This is a genomic window from Proteus sp. FME41, assembly GCF_014897315.1.
GTDB lineage: Bacteria > Pseudomonadota > Gammaproteobacteria > Enterobacterales > Enterobacteriaceae > Proteus.
Window position 1 is genome coordinate 50014 of record NZ_JABUYL010000007.1, and the last position, 22842, is coordinate 72855.

The 22842-nt window shown below is 41.7% G+C and carries 19 protein-coding genes and 2 tRNA genes; 17 read left to right on the forward strand and 4 right to left on the reverse strand.

All coding sequences use genetic code 11. The features are described 5' to 3' along the window. Window positions 1-99 precede the first annotated feature (99 nt). Window positions 100-393 carry a ribosome assembly RNA-binding protein YhbY gene (yhbY, locus tag INT04_RS08275; RefSeq protein WP_151436703.1) on the reverse strand — a complete coding sequence of 98 codons (294 nt, stop codon included), beginning with the start codon at window positions 391-393 and terminating at the stop codon, window positions 100-102. A 145-nt stretch (window positions 394-538) separates the two neighbouring features. On the opposite strand from yhbY, the gene rlmE reads away from it, so the two are divergent. From rlmE to INT04_RS08355, 16 genes are all read left to right on the forward strand, one after another. After that, entirely contained in the window at window positions 539-1168 is a 630-nt protein-coding gene (rlmE, locus tag INT04_RS08280) for a 23S rRNA (uridine(2552)-2'-O)-methyltransferase RlmE (protein WP_193015674.1), read from the forward strand. Window positions 1169-1215: 47 nt separating this feature from the next. Continuing rightward, on the forward strand, window positions 1216-3162 hold the full coding sequence (ftsH, locus tag INT04_RS08285; RefSeq protein ID WP_193015675.1) for an ATP-dependent zinc metalloprotease FtsH: 1947 nt from the start codon (window positions 1216-1218) through the stop codon (window positions 3160-3162). 83 nt (window positions 3163-3245) lie between these two features. Continuing rightward, complete coding sequence (folP, locus tag INT04_RS08290; protein WP_193015676.1) at window positions 3246-4088, forward strand: dihydropteroate synthase; 843 nt, start codon at window positions 3246-3248, stop codon at window positions 4086-4088. After that, window positions 4085-5422, forward strand: a complete 1338-nt coding sequence (gene glmM / locus INT04_RS08295) for a phosphoglucosamine mutase (protein WP_193015677.1) — start codon at window positions 4085-4087, stop codon at window positions 5420-5422. Before folP ends, glmM begins: the two co-directional genes overlap by 4 nt. A gap of 165 nt (window positions 5423-5587) precedes the next feature. Then, a complete protein-coding gene (gene secG, locus INT04_RS08300) occupies window positions 5588-5932 on the forward strand; it encodes a preprotein translocase subunit SecG (RefSeq protein WP_193015678.1) in 345 nt (114 codons plus the stop codon). A 60-nt stretch (window positions 5933-5992) separates the two neighbouring features. Next, window positions 5993-6082 (forward strand) — tRNA-Leu (locus INT04_RS08305). A 60-nt stretch (window positions 6083-6142) separates the two neighbouring features. Continuing rightward, window positions 6143-6219 (forward strand) — tRNA-Met (locus tag INT04_RS08310). A 202-nt stretch (window positions 6220-6421) separates the two neighbouring features. Continuing rightward, entirely contained in the window at window positions 6422-6874 is a 453-nt protein-coding gene (gene rimP, locus INT04_RS08315; protein WP_193015679.1) for a ribosome maturation factor RimP, read from the forward strand. A 20-nt stretch (window positions 6875-6894) separates the two neighbouring features. Further along, window positions 6895-8403, forward strand: a complete 1509-nt coding sequence (gene nusA / locus INT04_RS08320) for a transcription termination factor NusA (protein WP_193015680.1) — start codon at window positions 6895-6897, stop codon at window positions 8401-8403. A 22-nt stretch (window positions 8404-8425) separates the two neighbouring features. Further along, window positions 8426-11182, forward strand: coding sequence for a translation initiation factor IF-2 (gene infB, locus INT04_RS08325; protein WP_193015681.1), 2757 nt, complete (start codon window positions 8426-8428; stop codon window positions 11180-11182). 302 nt (window positions 11183-11484) lie between these two features. Next, the gene (gene rbfA, locus INT04_RS08330) at window positions 11485-11886 is read left to right on the forward strand and encodes a 30S ribosome-binding factor RbfA (RefSeq protein WP_193015682.1); all 402 of its coding nucleotides are present in this window, start codon (window positions 11485-11487) and stop codon (window positions 11884-11886) included. Next, window positions 11886-12839: a tRNA pseudouridine(55) synthase TruB gene (gene truB, locus INT04_RS08335; protein WP_193015683.1), complete on the forward strand. Its 954-nt coding sequence runs from the start codon at window positions 11886-11888 to the stop codon at window positions 12837-12839. Before rbfA ends, truB begins: the two co-directional genes overlap by 1 nt. Window positions 12840-12963: 124 nt before the next feature. Beyond that, a complete protein-coding gene (rpsO, locus tag INT04_RS08340) occupies window positions 12964-13233 on the forward strand; it encodes a 30S ribosomal protein S15 (protein ID WP_193015684.1) in 270 nt (89 codons plus the stop codon). A 250-nt stretch (window positions 13234-13483) separates the two neighbouring features. Then, a complete protein-coding gene (gene pnp, locus INT04_RS08345) occupies window positions 13484-15613 on the forward strand; it encodes a polyribonucleotide nucleotidyltransferase (protein ID WP_193015685.1) in 2130 nt (709 codons plus the stop codon). Between the two features lie 112 nt (window positions 15614-15725). Next, window positions 15726-16613, forward strand: a complete 888-nt coding sequence (gene nlpI / locus INT04_RS08350; protein ID WP_193015686.1) for a lipoprotein NlpI — start codon at window positions 15726-15728, stop codon at window positions 16611-16613. A gap of 171 nt (window positions 16614-16784) precedes the next feature. After that, a complete protein-coding gene (locus INT04_RS08355; protein WP_193015687.1) occupies window positions 16785-18689 on the forward strand; it encodes a DEAD/DEAH family ATP-dependent RNA helicase in 1905 nt (634 codons plus the stop codon). Window positions 18690-18810: 121 nt separating this feature from the next. Here INT04_RS08355 and INT04_RS08360 read toward each other — a convergent pair whose 3' ends face one another. The 3 genes from INT04_RS08360 to INT04_RS08370 are packed head-to-tail and all read right to left on the reverse strand — an operon-like array spanning window position 18811 to window position 21632. Then, window positions 18811-19185 (reverse strand): YjaA family stress response protein, encoded by a 375-nt coding sequence (locus INT04_RS08360; protein ID WP_193015688.1) that lies wholly within the window; start codon window positions 19183-19185, stop codon window positions 18811-18813. A 24-nt stretch (window positions 19186-19209) separates the two neighbouring features. Next, window positions 19210-19926: a two-component system response regulator BtsR gene (btsR, locus tag INT04_RS08365; RefSeq protein WP_036939320.1), complete on the reverse strand. Its 717-nt coding sequence runs from the start codon at window positions 19924-19926 to the stop codon at window positions 19210-19212. 2 nt (window positions 19927-19928) lie between these two features. Next, window positions 19929-21632: a sensor histidine kinase gene (locus INT04_RS08370; RefSeq protein ID WP_193015689.1), complete on the reverse strand. Its 1704-nt coding sequence runs from the start codon at window positions 21630-21632 to the stop codon at window positions 19929-19931. Window positions 21633-21866: 234 nt separating this feature from the next. Between INT04_RS08370 and INT04_RS08375 the strand changes: the two genes are divergently transcribed. After that, window positions 21867-22838, forward strand: a complete 972-nt coding sequence (locus INT04_RS08375) for an HlyD family secretion protein (protein WP_193015690.1) — start codon at window positions 21867-21869, stop codon at window positions 22836-22838. The last annotated feature ends 4 nt before the right edge of the window (window positions 22839-22842 follow it).

Sequence of the window (22842 nt, forward strand, 5' to 3'; positions counted from 1 at the left end):
GAAAACTAGACTGCTATCCTGTGGTAATATAAAAAAGGCCTTAAAAGGCCTTTTTTGCCATAGAGTTAGTTATGGCATTTTTATATAAAGATACAAGTTTTATTTCGGTAAAATAATCTTACGTGCTTCTGAAGGACGATAAAGAACAAGAATTTTTCCGATAACTTGTACATTCTGTGCACCGCTTTCGCGTACAATCGCTGCAACGATCAAGTTTTTAACATCTCGATCTTCGCCTGCGATTTTGACTTTGATAAGCTCATGGTGTGCCAGAGCGACTTCAATTTCTGCAAGAACGCCTTCAGTCAGTCCGTTGTTACCAATCATAACGACTGGATTCAGGTGATGAGCGAGCCCTTTCAGGTGTTGAATTTGTTTTTTGTTAAGAGTCATCATTAATTTTTGCTTTGTTGGGATTGAAAACGGTCTATTCTAACGCCATCTCTCACTTATCACCATAAAATGTCGTTAATACGGGGTTAAATGAGTGAAATAGTAAAAATTATGATAGCTAAGTGTATGATAGTTGGAAAACGCAATGGCCAATAAGAAACGTTCGGCAAGCTCTAGCCGCTGGTTACAAGAACATTTTAGTGATAAATATGTTCTGCAAGCAAAGAAAAAAGGGTTTCGCTCTCGAGCTTGGTTTAAACTGGAAGAAATTCAGCAAAGTGACAATATCTTTAAACCAGGTATGACCGTTGTCGATTTAGGTGCTGCTCCTGGTGGGTGGTCTCAATACGTTGTACAGCAGTTAGGAAGCAAAGGTCGAATCATCGCATGTGACCTTTTACCTATGGATCCTATTGTTGGAGTCGATTTCCTTCAAGGCGATTTTCGTGATGAACTTGTGTTGAAGGCGTTGCTTGATAGAGTAGGTGAAAATAAAGTCCAGGTTGTCATGTCTGACATGGCTCCAAACATGAGCGGTACCCCCGCGGTCGATATCCCTCGATCCATGTATTTAGTGGAGTTAGCGCTTGATATGTGTCGTGATGTACTGGCTCCCGGGGGAAGTTTTATTGTCAAAGTGTTTCAGGGAGAAGGCTTTGATGAATACCTAGGGCAAATACGCTCCCTGTTTACGAAAGTGAAAGTTCGTAAACCAGACGCTTCACGGTCTCGTTCCCGTGAGGTATATATTGTAGCCACAGGGCGTAAACTTTAGTACCCTAAAGCTATTTGTTAACACAGTTGTAATATGAGGTTAATCCCTTGAGTGACATGGCGAAAAACCTGATCCTCTGGCTAGTTATTGCAGTCGTTTTGATGTCATTATTCCAGAGCTTCGGACCCAGCGATTCGAATAGTCGTAAGGTGGATTACTCTACCTTTATCAATGAGTTAACTAATAACCAGTTACGCGAGGTCAGCATAAGTGGTTATGATATTAATGTAACTAAAACAGATAACTCAAAGTACAGCACGTATATGCCTATGCGTGATGACAACCTGCTGACCACTTTAATGAACCGTAATGTAAAAGTAACGGGTGAACCCCTTGAAGGCCAAAGTCTTCTGACTCAAATTTTTGTGTCTTGGTTCCCAATGCTATTACTGATTGGTCTTTGGATTTTCTTTATGCGCCAAATGCAAGGTGGTGGCGGTAAAGGTGCGATGTCTTTCGGTAAAAGTAAGGCACGCATGTTGACAGAAGACCAAATCAAAACAACTTTTGCGGATGTCGCGGGTTGTGATGAAGCAAAAGAAGAAGTAAGCGAATTAGTTGAATACTTACGTGATCCAGGTCGTTTCCAGAAACTAGGCGGTAAAATCCCTAGAGGTATTTTGATGGTAGGGCCTCCTGGTACTGGTAAAACACTATTAGCGAAAGCTATTGCGGGTGAAGCGAAAGTCCCATTCTTTACTATTTCAGGTTCTGATTTCGTTGAAATGTTTGTGGGTGTTGGTGCTTCTCGTGTTCGTGATATGTTTGAACAGGCTAAAAAAACAGCACCATGTATCATCTTTATTGATGAAATTGATGCGGTAGGGCGTCAACGTGGTGCTGGTTTAGGCGGTGGTCATGATGAACGTGAGCAAACACTGAACCAAATGCTAGTTGAAATGGATGGTTTTGAAGGAAATGAAGGTATTATCGTTATTGCGGCAACTAACCGTCCTGACGTTTTAGACCCAGCATTACTTCGTCCAGGTCGTTTTGACCGCCAAGTGGTTGTGGGTTTACCCGATGTACGCGGACGTGAGCAAATTCTTAAAGTCCATATGCGTCGTGTCCCTTTATCACCAGATGTTGATCCTGCAATTTTAGCGCGTGGTACACCAGGCTTCTCTGGTGCAGACTTAGCTAACTTAGTGAATGAAGCTGCTCTATTTGCTGCACGTGGTAATAAACGTGTTGTCTCAATGGTCGAATTTGAGAAAGCGAAAGATAAGATAATGATGGGTGCTGAACGTCGTTCAATGGTAATGACGGAAGAACAAAAAGCATCAACAGCTTATCATGAAGCCGGACATGCGATTATTGGACGCTTAGTACCAGAACATGACCCTGTGCATAAAGTAACGATTATTCCTCGTGGGCGCGCATTGGGTGTGACTTTCTTCTTACCTGAAGGTGACCAAATAAGTGCAAGCCGTCAGAAATTAGAAAGCCAAATTTCAACACTTTATGGTGGACGTTTAGCGGAAGAAATCATCTATGGTGTAGAGCATGTTTCTACTGGGGCATCTAATGATATCAAAGTAGCAACAAGTATTGCACGTAACATGGTGACTCAGTGGGGGTTCTCTGAAAAATTAGGGCCATTACTGTACGCAGAAGAAGAAGGTGAAGTATTCTTAGGTCGTTCTGTTGCGAAAGCGCAACATATGTCTGATGAAACAGCGCGCACTATTGACGAAGAAATTAAAGCCATCGTTGATCGTAACTATGTTCGTGCACGTCAAATATTAATGGATAACCTTGATATTCTTCATTCAATGAAAGATGCACTGATGACTTATGAAACTATCGATGCGCCTCAAATTGATGATTTAATGAATCGTCGTGATGTTCGCCCACCTGCAGGTTGGGAAGGCAATAATGGTAATAGTGGTACAACCACTACTGCCCAGCCGACTCAAACACATGTGGCAAGTGAGCCAAAAGATAAGCCAGAGTCAGAAAGTGATACGCCTTCTGATAACAATACTCACTAATCCTTATCGGATTGTGCATATTGAATAAGCTATAAATACAAACCCCAGGCTTCTGGGGTTTTTTTTATAAAGGTATCAATGAAATGAAATTGATTGCTAAGGGCAGAGAACTTAATTTATCTACACCTCACGTTATGGGGATTTTGAATGTCACTCCGGACTCTTTTTCTGATGGTGGCACTCATAATTCACTTAATGATGCGCTTAACCACGCGGCGAAACTAATCGCTGATGGTGCTTCTATCATCGATATTGGTGGAGAGTCGACAAGACCTGGCGCAAGTGATGTTTCTATAGATGAAGAATTACAGCGTGTTGTTCCTGTGGTTGATGCTATCCGTCAGCGTTTTGATGTTTGGATTTCTGTTGATACATCCAAAGCTCAAGTAATCACTGAATCGGCAAATGTAGGTGCTTCAATTATTAATGATATTCGCTCTTTGCAAGAGCCAGGAGCACTTGAAGCTGCTGCTAAAACGGGTTTGCCTGTGTGTATTATGCATATGCAAGGCGATCCTAAAACTATGCAACAATCACCACATTATGAGAATGTGATGATAGATGTTGACCGTTTTTTACGAGAAAATATTCAGCGTTGTGTTGATGCTGGAATTGAAAAAAATCAAATTATTCTTGATCCAGGATTCGGCTTTGGTAAAAATTTAGCGCATAATTACCAATTATTAGCACATTTAAGTGAACTTCATCACTTTGGTTTACCCATACTGGCTGGAATGTCACGCAAATCAATGGTTGGACAACTATTAAATGTACCGCCACAAGAACGAGTTGCGGGTAGCGTGGCCTGTGCTGTGATTGCAGCAATGCAAGGCGCACAAATTATTCGTGTACACGATGTTAAAGAGACAGTTGATGCGATGAAAGTCGTACAAGCGACTCTTTCTGCAAAGGAAAATAATGAATGAGCGAACGTAAATACTTTGGAACAGATGGTATCCGTGGAAAAGTAGGTGATAGTCCAATTACACCTGATTTTGTATTAAAGCTGGGTTGGGCTGCGGGCAAAGTATTAGCACGTCATGGCTCTCGTAAAATCATTATTGGCAAAGATACACGTATTTCAGGCTATATGTTGGAATCTGCATTAGAAGCAGGTTTAGCCGCGGCGGGTTTATCAGCCTCATTTACAGGCCCTATGCCAACACCCGCCGTTGCGTATTTAACACGTACATTCCGCGCTGAAGCGGGAATTGTGATTTCAGCATCTCATAACCCTTATTATGATAATGGAATAAAATTCTTCTCTATTGATGGAACAAAATTACCCGATGAAGTAGAAGAAGCGATTGAAGCTGAAATGGAAAAACCAATTACGTGTGTTGAATCGGCAGAGCTTGGTCGTGCAAATCGTATTGTCGATGCGGCGGGCCGTTACATTGAATTTTGTAAAGGGACTTTTCCTAACGAGAATAACCTTAATGGCTTAAAAGTGGTTGTTGATTGTGCTCATGGCGCAACATACCACATTGCACCTAATGTATTTCGTGAGTTAGGTGCTGAAGTGATTACGATTGGCTGTGATCCGACAGGTATCAATATTAATGCAGAATGCGGCGCAACAGATGTCCGTATGCTACAACAACGTGTACTTGAAGAAGGTGCAGATGTTGGTTTAGCCTTTGATGGTGACGGTGACCGTATTATCATGGTTGATCATCAAGGTTTAAAAGTCGATGGTGACCAAATTCTCTATATTATTGCGAGAGAAGCCTTACGCCAAGGTCAATTGCGTGGTGGCGCAGTCGGCACACTGATGAGTAATATGGGATTAGAAATCGCCCTTAAACAACTGGGTATTCCTTTTGTAAGAGCCAAAGTGGGTGACCGCTATGTGCTCGAAAAATTACAAGAAAAAGGCTGGCGTTTAGGGGCTGAAAACTCAGGCCATATTATTTTATTAGATAAAACAACGACCGGTGATGGTATTGTTGCAGGTTTACAAGTCTTAAGTGCGATGGTACGTAATCACATGAGCTTGCATGATTTATGCAGCGGCATGAAATTATTACCTCAAATTTTAGTTAATGTCCGTTTTACGGGCAGTCATGATCCTTTACAAACACCTGAAGTTCAGAAGGTTGCTAAAGCGGTTGAAGAAGAACTTGCCGGTAAAGGACGTGTGTTGTTGCGTAAATCAGGTACAGAACCTTTAATTCGCGTGATGGTTGAGGGTGAAAATGAAGAGCAAGTCACTGCAATGGCAAATCGTATTGCTGACGCAGTGAAGCACGTTGGCTAATTGATGCTTTTTTCTTCAATCAATCACTTTGTAGAAAAATAACCTTGCTTGTCAGTTCAGCTTTGGTTAGTATTCACACCCGCTTAGTCAGGTCTTGAGCTAAAGCGGGTGAAGCAATCGAAGGTTATCGTTAAGACGATAAGTTCCATAAAAAAGGTAACGCAAATGTATACGGCACTCATTGTTATTCTTATCATTGTAGCAACAGGGCTAGTTGGTTTGATCCTGTTACAGCAGGGTAAAGGTGCTGATATGGGCGCTTCTTTTGGTGCAGGTGCTTCCGGTACAGTATTTGGTTCAAGCGGTTCAGCTAACTTTATGACCCGTATGACCGCTGTTTTAGCGACAGCTTTTATTGTACTTGCCCTTATTTTAGGTAATTTAAGTGCCAATAAAACTGTACGTGATGACAGCAAGTGGATGTCTATCGAGCAGACTGCAGAAGAAGCTAAAAAAGCTGAGCAATCAGCACAGCCTGTAGCGCCAGCAAATACAGATATTCCGCAGTAAGACTAAGAAAAGATTTAAATGAGATTGTTAATTTTTACGCAGTAACAGTCTCATTAAAGTGCCGAGGTGGTGAAATTGGTATACACGCTACCTTGAGGTGGTAGTGCCTATAAAACGGGCGTACGGGTTCAAGTCCCGTTCTCGGCACCATTATTCCAGATAGCTTGCGTTTTGCTTGTTATCAGCGTAAAATTTGCCACGTTTTTCGAACGCGGGGTGGAGCAGCTTGGTAGCTCGTCGGGCTCATAACCCGAAGGTCGTCGGTTCAAATCCGGCCCCCGCAACCACTTCTAACAATACAGCACTTTTCTCATTAATCATCTTGTTGAACCGATTATGATCCTGAGTGGAATGTGCCGTAAGAAGAGGTTATTCTCGAATGGCAAGTTACAGGGTCCAGTTGCATAAAGCCCCGAATTTCGGGGTTTTTTGTTATCAGAGAATAGAATACTGGGCTATAGGCCCTTTTTTTATGCCTTGGGGGTGGGTTTGTCCACATTAGAGCAAAAATTAACAGCGATGATTTCAGCACCAGTAGAAGCATTAGGCTTTGAATTTGTCGGTCTTGAGTTTATTCGTAGCCGAGAATCAACATTGCGTATCTATATTGATAGTGAAGATGGTATCACTGTTGATGATTGTGCTGATGTTAGCCACCAGGTCAGTGCTGTACTGGATGTTGAAGATCCAATTCAAACAGTTTATAACCTTGAGATTTCATCTCCTGGTTTAGAACGACCTTTATTCACTGCAACGCACTATGAGCAATTTATCGGCGAAGAAGCCGCTATCGTATTACGAATTGCAATGCAAAACCGCCGTAAATGGCAGGGCATTATTAAGTCTGTCGCTGGCGAAATGATCACGGTTACTGTGGATGGTAAAGACGAAGTGTTCGCACTGAGCAACATCCAGAAAGCTAACCTGGTACCCCACTTTTGAGTTTTGAAGAGGCAACTAGGATGAACAAAGAGATTCTGGCTGTTGTGGAAGCGGTCTCTAACGAAAAATCTCTTCCTCGTGAAAAGATTTTTGAAGCACTGGAAACCGCACTAGCGACAGCAACTAAGAAAAAATACGAGCAAGAGATTGATGTTCGCGTTAGCATCGATCGCAAAACGGGGGATTTCGATACCTTCCGTCGTTGGGTTGCTGTTGATGAAGTTACTCAACCTACCCGCGAAATCACGCTTGAAGCTGCACAATATGAAGAGCCTGGCATTGAGCTAGGTGGCTTTATCGAAGATCAGATTGAATCTGTTACTTTCGACCGTATTACAACACAAACCGCCAAGCAAGTTATCGTACAAAAAGTACGTGAAGCTGAAAGAGCAATGGTTGTTGATCAATTCCGCGAACAATTAGGCGAAATTATCACGGGTGTTGTGAAGAAAGTAAATCGCGAAAACATCACCTTAGACTTAGGAAATAACGCAGAAGCGGTTATTTTACGCGAAGATATGTTACCGCGTGAAAACTTCCGTCCAGGTGACCGTTTGCGTGGTGTGTTATACGATGTACGTACAGAAACTCGTGGTGCACAACTTTTCGTGACGCGTTCTCGTCCTGAAATGCTGGTTGAATTATTCCGCATTGAAGTGCCAGAAATTGGCGAAGAAATCATTGAAATTAAAGCAGCCGCGCGTGATCCAGGTTCTCGTGCCAAAATCGCAGTAAAAACTAACGACAAGCGTATTGACCCTGTGGGTGCTTGTGTTGGTATGCGTGGTGCACGTGTACAAGCCGTTTCCAGTGAATTGGGCGGCGAGCGAATTGATATTGTTTTGTGGGATGATAATCCTGCACAATTCGTTATTAATGCAATGGCTCCGGCAGATGTTGCTTCTATTGTTGTTGATGAAGACAACTGTACAATGGATGTTGCGGTTGAAAGCAGTAACCTTGCACAGGCGATTGGTCGTAATGGTCAAAACGTACGTCTGGCAGCACAGTTACTGAAAAAACATCGTGGTGATGACAAGTGGGAATTAAACGTCATGACTGCTGATGAACTGAATGCAAAACATCAGGCAGAAGCAAACGCAGCCATTGAACTATTTACTAAGCATCTCGACATTGATGAAGACTTCGCAACTGTTTTAGTTGAAGAAGGTTTCTCTACCCTTGAAGAGTTAGTTTATGTGCCAATCAGTGAATTGCTGGCGGTTGACGGATTAGATGAAGATACCGTTGAAGCTCTACGTGAAAGAGCAAAAGCAGCACTCACAACGATTGAATTGGCTCAAAAAGAAAGCCTAGGCGATAACCAGCCAGCAGAGGACTTATTAGCTCTCGAAGGCTTGGAGCGCTCTTTAGCATTTGATCTAGCTGCCCGTGGTATCTGCACACTGGAAGATCTTGCCGAACAGGGTATCGACGACCTGACTGATATTGAAGGCCTTACTAATGAACGCGCAGGCGAACTCATTATGGCTGCTCGTAATATCTGCTGGTTTGGGAATGATGCGTAACAACTGAGCAGGAAGGAACAGAATGACAGATGAAACAGTAAAATCACTGGCAGAAGAGATTCAGACACCGGTTGAACGTTTGGTACAGCAGTTTGCTGATGCCGGTATTAAGAAGACCGTCTCTGATTCTGTCTCCCAAAAAGAGAAAGAAACCTTACTGGCTTGGTTGAATCGTGATAAAGACGTATCAACCAACCAACCAGAAAAATTAACGTTACAACGTAAAGTTCGTAGTACGTTAAGTGTTCCTGGTACAGGTGGCAAAAGTAAATCAGTAGCCATCGAAGTCCGCAAAAAACGCACTTATGTGAACCGCGACGCCGTTGAAAAAACGCAAGCGGATGAGCAAGCTCAGCGTGAAGCGGAAGAAAAGGCGCATCGCGAAGCCGAAGAAAAAGCCCAGCGCGAAGCACAAGAGAAAGCACAGCGCGAAGCTGAAGAAAAAGCAAAACGTGAAGCTGAAAAGGCAAAGAAAGACGCCGAAGATAAAGTGAAACGTGAAGCTGAAGAAGCAAAACGTGAAGCAGCGGAATTAGCTAAGCGCGAAGCAGCGGAAAAAGATAAAGTGAAACAAAACGATAAACCAAAAGCTGATAAAGCAGATCAGGAAAAAGCACGTCGCAATGCTGAACAGGCTGAATTGAAGCGTAAAACGGAAGAGACACAACGCCGTAAAGCGGAAGAAGAAGCGCGTGTTGCAGCAGAAAAAGCACGTCTTTTAGCTGAAGAAAATGCTGAAAAATGGACGACTGAACCTAAAGCGCCTGAAACTGAAGGCTCAGACTATCATGTAACAACATCACGCTATGCTCGTGATGCTGAAGATGAGAGTGATGCTGAAGTTGAAGGTGGCCGCGGTCGTGGTCGCACCGCTGCTAAGGCTCCTCGTCCTAAGAAAAATAACCGCCATTCTGAAAAAGCAGATCGTGAAGAAGCGCGTGCTGCAGGTCGTACTAACAAGAAAGGCAAACGTAAAGGTAGCTCATTACAACAAGGTTTTAATAAGCCAGCTGCTGTTGTAAACCGAGATGTCATTATTGGTGAAACCATTTCTGTTGCTGAACTTGCAAACAAAATGGCAGTAAAAGGGTCTGAAGTTATCAAAACTATGATGAAAATGGGCGCAATGGCGACTATTAATCAAGTTTTAGACCAAGAAACTGCACAGCTTGTTGCGGAAGAAATGGGCCATAAAGTAATCTTACGTCGTGAGAACGAGTTAGAAGAACAAGTCATGAGTGATCGTGATACTGGCGAAGAAAGTGCAGTATCTCGTGCACCTGTTGTTACCATTATGGGTCACGTTGACCACGGTAAAACGTCATTACTGGACTACATTCGTTCAACGAAAGTAGCATCTGGCGAAGCGGGTGGTATTACTCAGCATATCGGTGCTTATCACGTTAAAACTGATAAAGGTGAAATTACCTTCCTAGATACCCCAGGTCACGCCGCGTTTACGTCAATGCGTGCTCGTGGTGCTCAGGTAACGGATATCGTTGTTCTGGTTGTTGCGGCAGATGATGGTGTAATGCCACAAACTATCGAAGCAATCCAACACGCAAAAGCAGCAAACGTGCCTGTTGTTGTTGCTGTGAACAAAATTGATAAACACGAAGCCGATCCTGATCGCGTTAAAACTGAGCTGTCTCAATATGGTATTTTGCCAGAAGAATGGGGCGGTGAAACTCAGTTTATGCACGTATCTGCAAAACAGGGTTTAGGGATTGATGAATTACTCGATGCTATTCTTCTACAAGCTGAAGTACTTGAACTGAAAGCAGTTAAAGAAGGCATGGCAAGCGGTGTTGTTATCGAATCTTACCTCGATAAAGGTCGTGGTCCAGTTGCCACTATCCTAGTTCGTGAAGGTACACTAAACAAAGGTGACATCGTTCTGTGTGGTTTCGAATACGGTCGTATTCGTGCAATGCGTAACGAATTAGGCCAAGATATTCAATCTGCGGGCCCATCAATGCCTGTTGAGATTTTAGGTCTGTCTAGCGTTCCTTCTGCAGGTGATGAAGCAACCGTTGTTCGTGACGAGAAGAAAGCACGTGAAGTTGCGCTATACCGTCAAGGTAAATTCCGCGATGTTAAACTGGCTCGTCAGCAGAAATCTAAACTGGAAAACATGTTTGCTAACATGGAAGAAGGTAAAGTTTCTGAACTGAACATTGTTCTAAAAACAGACGTTCAAGGAACTTGTGAAGCGATTACTGAAGCCTTAAATAAACTCTCTACTGATGAAGTTAAGCTGAGAATTATTGGCTCAGGTGTGGGTGGTATCACTGAAACTGATGCAACTTTAGCCGCAGCTTCTAACGCAATCATCCTTGGTTTTAACGTTCGTGCTGATGCTTCTGCGCGCCGTATCATTGAACAAGAAAGTGTTGATTTACGTTACTATTCCGTTATCTATAGCCTGATTGATGAAATCAAACTGGCAATGAGCGGTATGTTAGCACCTGAATATAAACAAGAAATCATGGGTCTTGCAGAAGTCCGTGATGTGTTTAAATCACCTAAATTCGGCGCAATCGCGGGTTGTATGGTGACAGAAGGTAACATTAAACGTAATAATCCAATTCGTGTTCTACGTGATAACGTGGTTATTTACGAAGGTGAACTTGAGTCACTGCGTCGCTTTAAAGATGACGTCAATGAAGTTCGTAACGGTATGGAATGTGGTATCGGTGTGAAAAACTACAACGATGTCCGCGCCGGCGATATGATTGAAGTCTTCCAAGTTATTGAAATTAAACGTTCTATTGATTGATTCTGAGCGTTTTATTTTAAAGGGGAGCTTAACGGCTCCCTTCTTAATTCCCTTCTTTGCTGTATTCTCTTTTATTTTCTCCTCATTTTTCAACATAACCGAAATAGATTGGCTTTCAGTAATTTATGAAAGTGAAATAACAGGGTAAAATAGCAATTAAGAAACGTTTTATGCCTAAAGAAAGAAATCAGAGAAAGCAGTTGTTAAATATGACTTCCTGTATACTCTTTAGATATCATCGATTTTAGATTTGAATTAACAGTGACAATAAGGGCAATACCCTATTGTCAGGGAGAGATAAAATGGCAAGAGATTTTAGCCGTAGTCAACGTGTTTCTCAGGAAATGCAAAAAGAAATCGCCATCATTTTACAACGTGAAGTGAAAGATCCACGTATCGGAATGGCCACCGTATCTGGCGTTGAAGTTTCTCGTGATTTGGCTTATGCCAAAGTGTTTGTCACCTTTTTAAACTTATCTGGTGGTGAAAAAAGCGAAGAAGAGATGGTTGCTGATGGCTTAACGGCCTTGAATGAAGCAGCAGGTTTTATTCGTTCATTGTTAGGTAAAGCAATGCGTTTACGTATTGTACCTGAACTGACATTTGCTTATGACAACTCATTAGTTGAAGGTATGCGTATGTCTAACCTAGTTTCTAATGTCGTTAAAAACGATGAAGAGCGTCGTCATAAAGAGGACGAATAATGGGGCGTCGTCGTAAGGGGCGTGAGATTAACGGCGTATTGCTACTCGATAAACCCCAAGATATTTCCTCTAACGATGCACTCCAAAAAGTCCGCCGGATGTTTAACGCCAGTAAAGCGGGACATACGGGCGCATTAGATCCTCTAGCAACCGGTATGCTTCCTATTTGTTTAGGGGAAGCGACCAAATTTTCACAGTTTCTATTGGATTCAGATAAGCGTTATCGCGTTATTGCTCGTTTAGGTCAACGAACAGACACCTCTGATGCTCAGGGTGAAGTTATCCAAGAGCGGCCAGTACAATTTACGCAACAAGCTTTAGATGATGCCTTAGAGAGCTTTCGAGGCGAAACATTGCAAGTGCCTTCAATGTATTCTGCTTTAAAGCACCAAGGTAAGCCGCTTTATGAATATGCAAGACAAGGCATTGAAATTGAGCGTGAAGCAAGACCCATTACGGTTTATGAGTTACAGTTTATTCGCTGGGAAGGTAATGAGTTAGAGCTGGAAATTCATTGTTCTAAAGGAACTTATATTCGCACTATCATTGATGATCTGGGTGAGAAATTAGAATGTGGCGCTCACGTTATTTTTTTACGTCGATTAGAAGTTGCTGATTATCCTAAAGAAAGAATGATAACACTGGAACAACTTAGGGCGATAGTAGATAACGCGCAATCAGCACAAGAAGATCCTTTCTTAGCACTTGATGCGTTATTGTTACCGATGGATACTGCTGTCGCACATTTTCCTGTCATCAACCTCACTACGATTATTGCGGGTTATCTAAAACTGGGCCAACCTGTTCGCGTTAATCATGATATTCATGAAGGTGAATGGGTAAGGGTGACAGAAGGCGATGAAGAAAAATTTATTGGCCTTGCCATTATTAAAGATGGCTTAGTTGCGCCTAAAAGAGTGGTTGTTGATTATAGTGCGCAGGATAACACTTAATAGCAATCTTGCGCTAAAAGTGTTTGAAGCGTAGAATAATGCGGCTATCTGTTTAGGTGGCTGAGTTGGATAGCTGAATTAGAGATTGGCTATCCTAAAAATTTTAATTTAATTGGAGTTTATTATGTCTCTAAGTACTGAAGCGAAAGCACAAATCGTTGCTGAATATGGTCGTGATGCTAACGATACTGGCTCAAGCGAAGTTCAGATTGCACTGCTGACTGCAGAAATCAACCACCTGCAAGGTCACTTTTCAGAGCACAAAAAAGATCACCACAGCCGTCGTGGTCTGCTGCGTAAAGTTTCCAGCCGTCGTAATCTGCTGGACTACCTGAAACGTAAAGATGTTGCTCGTTACTCTGCACTGATTGCACGTTTAGGTCTGCGTCGTTAATCAAACGAGTTTCAGTGAAAAGGGGCCTGTAGGCCCCTTTTCTACTAGAAAGTGCTATTTTTACTATAAGTCGTTATGTTTTAATGTGGTGATTGTTATTTAGTCTCTCTAGTTACGACAATTCGCGCGGCTAATGAAAATATTTATGTTTATGCGGTAAATATTTTCATTAGTCGCGAGGGGACGTAGCGGAGAAAAGATCATTCATCGTCGCTAAACATCTGGCGACAATAAGATAAAGGATATTATTTTGCTGAATCCTACAGTTCGTAAATTTCAATACGGTCAACATACTGTTTCAATCGAAACTGGCATGATGGCACGTCAAGCAACAGCTGCCGCTATGATTGATATGGACGGTACTTCTGTTTTTGTTACTGTTGTTGCAAAGAAAAAAGTCAAAGCGGGACAAGATTTCTTCCCATTAACAGTTAACTACCAAGAGCGTGCATACGCTGCAGGTCGTATTCCAGGTAGTTTCTTCCGTCGTGAAGGTCGTCCTGGTGAAGGCGAAACATTAATTGCACGTTTAATTGACCGTCCTTTACGTCCATTATTCCCAGAAGGTTTCTTAAACGAAATTCAAATCGTTGCTACCGTTGTTTCTGTTAACCCACAAGTTAATCCAGATATCGTTGCAATGATTGGTGCTTCTACTGTATTAGCATTGTCAGGTGTTCCATTTAATGGTCCTATCGGTGGTGCTCGTGTTGGTTTTATTGATGGACAATATGTTCTGAACCCAACGGTTGATGAACTGAAAGTCAGTAAGTTAGACTTAGTGGTTGCAGGTACTGCAGGCGCGGTTCTGATGGTAGAATCAGAAGCTGATTTATTATCAGAAGAAGAAATGTTAGGTGCAGTGGTATTTGGTCATGACCAACAACAAGTTGTGATTGAAAATATCAATTCGCTAGTAGCAGAAGTCGGTAAAGAAAAATGGGATTGGGCGCCAGAAGCTATCAACCAAACTTTACATGAACGTATTGCACAATTAGCACAAGCACGTATCGGTGATGCTTACCGTATCACTGAAAAACAAGAACGTTATGAGCAAATCGAAGCTATCCGCGATGAAGTGGTTACAACATTATTAGCGGAAGATGAAACCTTAGATGAAGGTGAAATCAATGATTTATTCTCTAGCTTAGAGAAAAACATTGTTCGTGCTCGCGTTTTAGCGGGTGAACCACGTATTGATGGCCGTGAAAAAGACATGGTACGTGCATTGGATATTCATACTGGCCTATTACCACGTACTCATGGTTCAGCCTTGTTTACACGTGGCGAGACTCAAGCGTTAGTGACTGCAACATTAGGTACTGCACGTGATGCTCAAACGATTGATGATATCATGGGTGAGCACACAGATACTTTCTTACTGCACTATAACTTCCCTCCATACTCTGTTGGTGAAACAGGCATGATGGGTTCACCAAAACGTCGTGAAATTGGTCATGGTCGGTTAGCAAAACGTGGTGTGTTAGCGGTAATGCCAACAATTGAAGAATTCCCATACACTGTTCGTGTGGTTTCTGAAATCACTGAATCTAATGGTTCATCTTCAATGGCGTCTGTTTGTGGTGCTTCTTTAGCTCTGATGGATGCAGGCGTGCCAATTAAAGAATCTGTTGCCGGTATTGCAATGGGTCTAGTAAAAGAAGGTGACAACTTTGTTGTTCTTTCTGATATTTTAGGTGATGAAGACCATTTAGGTGACATGGACTTTAAAGTTGCGGGTAGCCGTAACGGTGTCAGCGCGTTACAAATGGATATCAAAATCGAAGGTATCACACGTGAAATCATGCAAGTTGCGCTAAACCAAGCAAAAAGCGCACGTCTGCATATTTTAGGTGTTATGGAAAATGCGATTAGCCAACCTCGTGCTGATATTTCTGAATTCGCACCACGTATTCACACTATCAAAATCAACTCAGACAAAATCAAAGACGTTATCGGTAAAGGGGGTTCAGTTATCCGTGCATTAACGGAAGAGACTGGCACAACTATCGAAATCGAAGATGATGGTACTGTGAAAATTGCTGCAACGAGCAATGAACAAGCGAAAATGGCTATTGCACGTATCGAAGAAATCACAGCTGAAGTTGAAGTAGGTCGTATCTATAACGGTAAAGTTACTCGTATTGTAGACTTCGGTGCATTCGTGGCTATTGGTGGCGGAAAAGAAGGCCTAGTTCATATTTCTCAAATCGCTGACAAGCGTGTTGAGAAAGTCAGTGATTATTTAACAATGGGTCAAGAAGTCCCTGTTAAAGTACTTGAAATTGACCGTCAAGGCCGTATTCGCTTAAGCATGAAAGAAGCTCAAGCGAATCAGCCAGAAACGACAGAAACTTCTTCTGAAGATTCTGCAAATTAATGATATTCTACTACCGATATCTAGACATAGGTATCGGTAGCGATTTATCATGATTGACAAGTAGGACGTCTAGAACACTTTTTGTTGAAAGGTCTGACTTTGGGAGTGAGAAATGAAAACATTTCTGCACAGTTGCACTATTGCTGTTTTCATCTTTATTTCCGGATGCAGCAATAGTCCAGAATGGCGTCAGAATGCGATTTTTGCCACACCATTGCAGCCTTCCTTACAACAAGAAGTGATATTGGCTCGTATAGAACAAATCCTTGCGAGCCGCTCATTAACCGAAGATGAATACGCACAGCTTTTATATGAGCGTGGTGTGCTGTATGATAGTCTCGGTTTACGAGCTTTAGCGCGTAATGATTTTTCAATGGCGCTATCAATGAGACCAGATATGCTAGAAATTTTTAATTTTCTAGGTATCTATTTTACGCAAGCAGCGAATTACGATGCTGCTTATGAAGCGTTTGATTCTGTTTTAGAGCTTGATCCAACTTACAATAATGCGCGTTTTAATCGTGGTATCGCTTTATACTACGGTGGCCGATTGAAATTGGCGCAGGATGATCTGCAGGCGTTTTATCAGGTCGATCCAAATGACCCCATTCGTTCGCTTTGGTTATATCTTGTCGAAAAAGAGATAAATACTGATTTAGCAAAACAACAGCTAAAACAGCGATACCAGCAAGCGGATAAAACGGGGCAATGGGGATGGAATATAGTTGAGTTTTATTTAGGTAACATTAATGAAAAAACATTAATGCTAAAACTACGTGAAGCTTCAACTGATAACACTTCGCTCGCTGAGCATCTTAGTGAAACTAACTTCTATTTAGGTAAGTATTACCTAAGTCTGGGGGACATGGATAGCGCAGAAGCGTTATTCAAGCTGACGGTTGCCAACAATGCACATAACTTTGTTGAGCACCGCTACGCATTGTTGGAATTAGCACTGTTAGGCCAACAAGAAGACCTAGCGGAATCGGACCAGCAATAGCTGACGAACATTTCTCTGATCAGTTTGAAAGCCATCATCTATATAGGATGAGGGCTTGTTTGTTCGTTTAATAATATAATTTGAGCCAGTTCACATTTTAGATGATAAAGACCGACAAACCATGCGGTATGTTATGTCAACTGGCTGCCATAATGAATGAGGCACAGTGACATGACTACTGAAACCGATATGACTTTTGCTGATCTAGGTTTATCAGCACCTATTTTGACTGCACTGAATGACTTAGGCTACGAGAAGCCTTCTCCAATTCAGCAAGAATGTATTCCTTCCCTTTTAAACGGCAATGACGTTTTAGGTATGGCGCAAACCGGTAGTGGTAAAACCGCTGCATTTAGCCTGCCTTTATTACACAACCTTGATGAATCATTAAAAGCACCACAAATTTTAGTCTTAGCACCGACTCGCGAATTAGCGGTTCAGGTTGCTGAAGCTATCGAAGCTTTCGCTAAACATTTACCAAAAGTAAATGTTGTTGCACTGTATGGTGGCCAACGTTATGACGTTCAATTACGTGCATTACGTCAAGGGCCACAAGTTGTTGTAGGTACACCAGGTCGTCTGTTAGACCACTTAAATCGTGGTACGCTGGATTTATCTAAACTGAAAGGTTTAGTACTTGATGAAGCTGATGAAATGTTACGTATGGGCTTTATTGAAGATGTTGAAAACATTTTAAGTAAAATCCCAGCAGAACATCAGACAGCACTGTTTTCTGCAACAATGCCAGAAGCTATTCGTCGTATTACGCGTCGCTTTATGAATGACCCTAAAGAAGTTCGTATTCAAAGCAGCGTAACAACACGCCCAGACATCAGCCAAAGTCACTGGATGGTATTTGGTGCGCGTAAAAATGAAGCGTTAATTCGTTTTCTTGAAGCCGAAGATTTTGATGCAGCAATTATTTTTGTGCGTACTAAAAACGCGACATTAGAGGTTGCAGAAGCATTAGAACGTAATGGTTATAACAGTGCCGCATTGAATGGCGACATGAACCAATCATTACGTGAGCAAACATTAGAACGCTTAAAAAATGGTCGTTTAGATATTTTGATTGCGACAGACGTTGCAGCTCGTGGTCTTGATGTTGATCGTATTAGCCTTGTTGTGAACTATGATATCCCTATGGATTCAGAATCTTATGTTCACCGTATTGGCCGTACGGGTCGCGCTGGTCGTGCTGGTCGTGCACTGTTATTTGTTGATAGCCGTGAACGTCGCTTACTGCGTAATATCGAACGTACTATGAAGATGACAATCCCTGAAGTAGAACTGCCAAATGCAGAACTTATCAGCCAACGTCGTCAGGAAAAATTTGCAAAACAAATCGCACAGCAATTAGAAACTAGCAACCTGGATCAATATCGTGCTCTGTTACCTAAGTTAGCGCCACAAGGTGAAGAAGAGTTAGATATGGAAACATTGGCTGCGGTATTACTGAAAATGGCTCAAGGTGAGCGTGCGCTTATTCTGCCGCCAGATCCAGTTCGTCGTCCTCGTCGTGAGTTTAACGATCGTGATGATCGTCGTGGTAGTGATGATCGCCGCCGCGGTGATAACGATCGTGAACGTTCTCCTCGTCGTGAGCGTCGTGATGCGGGTGAAATGGATTTATATCGTATCGAAGTGGGTCGTGATGATGGCGTTGAAGTTCGTCATATCGTGGGTGCAATTGCTAACGAAGGCGATATTAGCAGCCGTTATATTGGTAATATCAAATTATATGGTACTCACTCAACTATCGAGTTACCAAAAGGTATGCCAACCGACTTATTAGGTCACTTTACACGTACACGTATTATGAATAAGCCACTGAATATGCAATTAGTGGGTGATGCTCAACCGTACAGCGAACGTCGTAATAACACTCGCCGTGATGGTCAGCCACAAGGTGGTCGTCGTTTTAATAATGGTGATCAACCACAACGTCGTGGTAATAACGACCGTGGTGGTGAACGTAGTGGCAGCAGTGAACGTGGTAATAGTGATCGTGGTAACTTCCGTGGTCGTAGTAATGAAGGAACACCACGTCGTCGTAGCAGCTCTCATAACCAATAAGAGCCTGTATTCAACTCAAGATTAAATTGAGCTGACGATAAAAAAGTTAAAACCAGTCAATGAAAGTTGGCTGGTTTTTTTATCTGTTTTATAATTGACTAAATACCTACTTATTTTATTATTAGGCTTTATCAATTAACTCAATTACTTCAGCATCCATAAGTGGTGTTAGTTTTTCACTGATCACTATTTTCTTATATTTACGATTAAATCCACCCACAATAACTTCGTTAAATAAGCGGATCTCTACTTTGGATAATCCATCTTCTACTTTTTCCAAAGGATGGATAACCACATTTCTTTTTTGACAAAAAAAGGAGGATGGATTTATACCGAGATCTTTAAGTGCAATATGAATGGCTTCAATTGCGGGATAAAAATCCCCAATTAACATTCGACTATGAGAGAAATTGCGTTCTACGGATGCTTCTTTCTGGGTGTGAATATCACGAATTTCAATGCGGTTTGTATAAATTTTAATATAAATAGGTTCCATCCTATTTTCTCCTTTTATCAATACTTAACTTAAACCAATTGCCTCTTTTAACGGCTTTAGATAGCGACGGCTAACAGGAATTTGGCTGTTATTGTGTAATATCAATTCAGCTTGTCCATTATCACCAAAAATAATCTCATTAACATAATCCATATTCACTAAATATTGGCGATGGCAACGCACAAGCTGTGTCCGTGTTTCTAATGTGCGTAGTGTTAATTCTGTAAAACCTTCCTGACCTTGGTTATTTGTGACATAAACACCACTGAGTCTTGAGGTTGCAAAGATGGCCTCGTCAATTGGCATTAACCAAATACGGCTATGGCCTGTACATGGAATGCATTTTAGACGCTCTTCTGGAGGGGTTAATAAATCAATATTTTGCTTATTGCCTTGGCGTAGACGGTTTAAGGTTTTTGTTAGACGCTCTTGTTCTAATGGCTTGAGTAAATAATCAAAAGCATGTTCTTCAAAGGCTTGGATAGCATACTCTTCAAATGCGGTTAAAAAAACAATATAAGGGCGGTGTTCAGGATCAAGCATGGTGACCATTTCAAGTCCTGTAATACGTGGCATTTGAATATCAAGAAAAACAACATCAGGTTTTTTACGATGTATTTCGCCTATGGCTTCAATTGCATTACTACATTCACCAACAATATGAATATCCTTTTCAACTTCAAGTAAACAACGTAAATTCTCACGAGCTAACGGCTCATCATCAACGATTAATATATTCATTGTTATGTCACGTTATCCATGCTTTTTTCTAAGGGTAAGCAAATTTTCACCTTTGTATATTGATCTGCCTGGCATTCAACCAAAACACCATAAAGCTCGCCATAGCGTAATTTTAATCGTTTATCCACGAGCCTCATGCCTAATCCCAACTCATGAGACGGACATTGAGGTCGATAAAGTCCCGCATTATCACAGATTTCAATAATGATCAGGTGGTGCTCTTGGTGCGCCCTAATTGTAATCTTTCCAGTATCTAATAACTGTGATGTTCCATGTTTAATTGCATTTTCGACCATTGGCTGAAGCGAGAAAGCAGGTAGTCGGGCATTTGCTAAGTTTTCAGGAATTTGAATATCGATTTGTAAGCGTTCTTGAAAGCGTGCTTTTTCGATTTGCAGATAGGCATTTACATGCTCGATTTCATCACTTAATGTCACAACCGCTTCAGGTCTTTTTAAATTCTTACGAAAGAACGCAGAGAGAAATTGCACTAATTGCTTAGCTTGTTCGCTATCACGACGAATAACCGCTTGTAGTGTATTTAACGCATTAAAAAGAAAATGTGGGTTCACTTGCGCATGCAGGAGTTTAATCTCTGATTCTAAAAGCGATTGCTTATTTCGTTCATATTGTCCCGCCAGAATTTGTGCAGATAATAGACTTGCAATACCTTCACCTAGAGTGCGGTTAATAGAACTAAATAGGCGATTTTTAGCCTCATAAAGTTTTATTGTTCCAATGACTTGGTTATTTTCGCCTCTTAACGGAATAACTAAGGTTGATCCTAGTTTGCAATGAGGGGAAAGAGTACAGCGATAGGGGGTTTCATTACCATCAGCATAGACAACCTCATTATTATTAATGGCCTGTTTGGATTGATCTGATGAAATAGGGGTACCGGGTAAGTGATGATCAGCACCAATACCGATAAAAGCGAGTAGTTTTTCTCTATCTGTAATCGCAACGGCACTGACTCTTAATTCTTGATAAATAACTTTTGCCACACGGGTACTATTATCTTGGTTAAATCCTTTACGCAAAATACCTTCGGTACAAACGGCAATTTTTAATGCTTGTGTTGAGAATGCACTGGTATATTTCTCAAATATTGCTCGTCTATCTTGTAATATTCGAATAAACATTGCCGCACCAACGGTATTTGCCACAATCATAGGTGCGGCAATGTCTTTGACTAAGGCTAGTGCCTCATTAAACGGACGGGCTAATAATAAAATAATACTCATCTGTATTATTTCGGCAAAGAAAGTCACAGCTGCCGCAGTCCATGGATTAAATATCCGGTGCATTTGGCCGCGTTTGACATAATGACGGTGAACCAAACCACCAATTAATCCCTCGGCGATTGTTGATACCATACAACTCAGCGCGGTCATGCCACCAAGAGAATAACGGTGTAAGCCACCAGTAAAGCCAACAAGAAAGCCAACATAAGGGCCACCGAGCAATCCGCCTAAGACTGATCCAATCGCACGTGTATTGGCAATAGAGTCATTAATATGTAGTCCAAAATAGGTACCCATAATGCAAAAAATAGAGAAAATGACGTAGCACATTAACTTATGTGGTAGCTTTATCGTGACCTGTAGTAGGGGCGTAAATAAAGGTGTTTTGCTTAAAAACCAAGCAATAATTAAATAAACGCACATTTGCTGTAATAACAGCAAAATAAGATCGAATTCATACATAAGTATTGAGTACCGTTCTCTTTTCTATCTGATGAACATAAAAATATCAGATACAATGGGGCTATTAATTAGGCGATAAAGTTTGATATAAGAATAACTTAATCGCACTATCAAAGAAAATATTCCTTGGCATCAGTGATCTGGCGCACAAAATTCTTAAAGAAATTCTAAGTTATTGTGTAATATAACTCTGTCAGTGAGTGTTCTACGTCACTATTAAGGTCTAATCGTTATATGAAAAAAAGTGCCATCTATCTTATTTTATTAATGCTAATACTAATTGCATTAGCCATACTTTTCCGCGCGCATAATCAATATTTATTACTGCAAGGAGAAGTTGACGCACCCGAAGTTATTGTTGCCTCTAAAGCCAAAGGCCGTGTTATTGAACGCCATATTGAGCGTGGTGATGATGTTAAAGCTGGGCAATTAATGATCACATTAGAAAGCCCGGAGCTTAATGCACAAGTTGCCGCACTTGAGGCGGCCAAAGCCCAAGCCCAAGCCCAATTAGATTTGTCGTTGCATGGCACAAGAGAAGAGAGTATTCGTAATTTAGAAGCGGTACTATCTCAAGCTAAAGTTGAAGCAACTAATGCCGCACGAGATTATCAGCGCATTAGTGCGGTGGCTAATCAAGGTTATGTGTCAGCAACAGAACTTGATAATGCACGCCGTGGCCGTGATGTTGCTTCACAGCGTGTAAGGGCAGCTCAGGCAGAGTTGGATGAAGCCAAAAATGGTGATCGTATTGAATTACGTCATAAATACACTGCGGCAGTGCAACAGGCAGAACAACAACTTATTGAGTTGAAGATCCAACAAGACGATCTGCAAGTTAAAGCCCCTGTGGATGGTGAAGTTGGCCCTATTCCTGCCGAAATTGGTGAGCTTTTTAATGCCAACAGTCCACTTGCTACCCTTATTCGTATTCCTGATGCTTATTTTGTTTATAACCTTCGTGAAGATATCTTAGCGGATATTCGTAAAGGTGATCGTATTACTATTACGGTTCCTGCGTTAGGTAATAAAGAAGTTGAAGCAGAAATTCGCTATATCGCGCCAATGGGTGACTACGCAACAAAAAGAGCGACAAGAGCAACCGGTGATTTCGATTTAAAAACCTTTGAGATCCGACTGTACCCTGTAACCCCCATTGAAGGGCTACGTCCTGGTATGAGCGCATTATGGCGCTGGGATAAATAAGGAC

What these genes read in the sequence shown, in the direction of transcription:
- yhbY (WP_151436703.1), bottom strand. Translation starts at nt 393, where the DNA reads ATGACTCTTAACAAAAAACAAATTCAACACCTGAAAGGGCTCGCTCAT.
- rlmE (WP_193015674.1), top strand. Translation starts at nt 539, where the DNA reads ATGGCCAATAAGAAACGTTCGGCAAGCTCTAGCCGCTGGTTACAAGAA.
- folP (WP_193015676.1), top strand. Translation starts at nt 3,246, where the DNA reads ATGAAATTGATTGCTAAGGGCAGAGAACTTAATTTATCTACACCTCAC.
- glmM (WP_193015677.1), top strand. Translation starts at nt 4,085, where the DNA reads ATGAGCGAACGTAAATACTTTGGAACAGATGGTATCCGTGGAAAAGTA.
- secG (WP_193015678.1), top strand. Translation starts at nt 5,588, where the DNA reads ATGTATACGGCACTCATTGTTATTCTTATCATTGTAGCAACAGGGCTA.
- nusA (WP_193015680.1), top strand. Translation starts at nt 6,895, where the DNA reads ATGAACAAAGAGATTCTGGCTGTTGTGGAAGCGGTCTCTAACGAAAAA.
- infB (WP_193015681.1), top strand. Translation starts at nt 8,426, where the DNA reads ATGACAGATGAAACAGTAAAATCACTGGCAGAAGAGATTCAGACACCG.
- rbfA (WP_193015682.1), top strand. Translation starts at nt 11,485, where the DNA reads ATGGCAAGAGATTTTAGCCGTAGTCAACGTGTTTCTCAGGAAATGCAA.
- truB (WP_193015683.1), top strand. Translation starts at nt 11,886, where the DNA reads ATGGGGCGTCGTCGTAAGGGGCGTGAGATTAACGGCGTATTGCTACTC.
- rpsO (WP_193015684.1), top strand. Translation starts at nt 12,964, where the DNA reads ATGTCTCTAAGTACTGAAGCGAAAGCACAAATCGTTGCTGAATATGGT.
- nlpI (WP_193015686.1), top strand. Translation starts at nt 15,726, where the DNA reads ATGAAAACATTTCTGCACAGTTGCACTATTGCTGTTTTCATCTTTATT.
- INT04_RS08355 (WP_193015687.1), top strand. Translation starts at nt 16,785, where the DNA reads ATGACTACTGAAACCGATATGACTTTTGCTGATCTAGGTTTATCAGCA.
- INT04_RS08360 (WP_193015688.1), bottom strand. Translation starts at nt 19,185, where the DNA reads ATGGAACCTATTTATATTAAAATTTATACAAACCGCATTGAAATTCGT.
- btsR (WP_036939320.1), bottom strand. Translation starts at nt 19,926, where the DNA reads ATGAATATATTAATCGTTGATGATGAGCCGTTAGCTCGTGAGAATTTA.
- INT04_RS08370 (WP_193015689.1), bottom strand. Translation starts at nt 21,632, where the DNA reads ATGTATGAATTCGATCTTATTTTGCTGTTATTACAGCAAATGTGCGTT.
- INT04_RS08375 (WP_193015690.1), top strand. Translation starts at nt 21,867, where the DNA reads ATGAAAAAAAGTGCCATCTATCTTATTTTATTAATGCTAATACTAATT.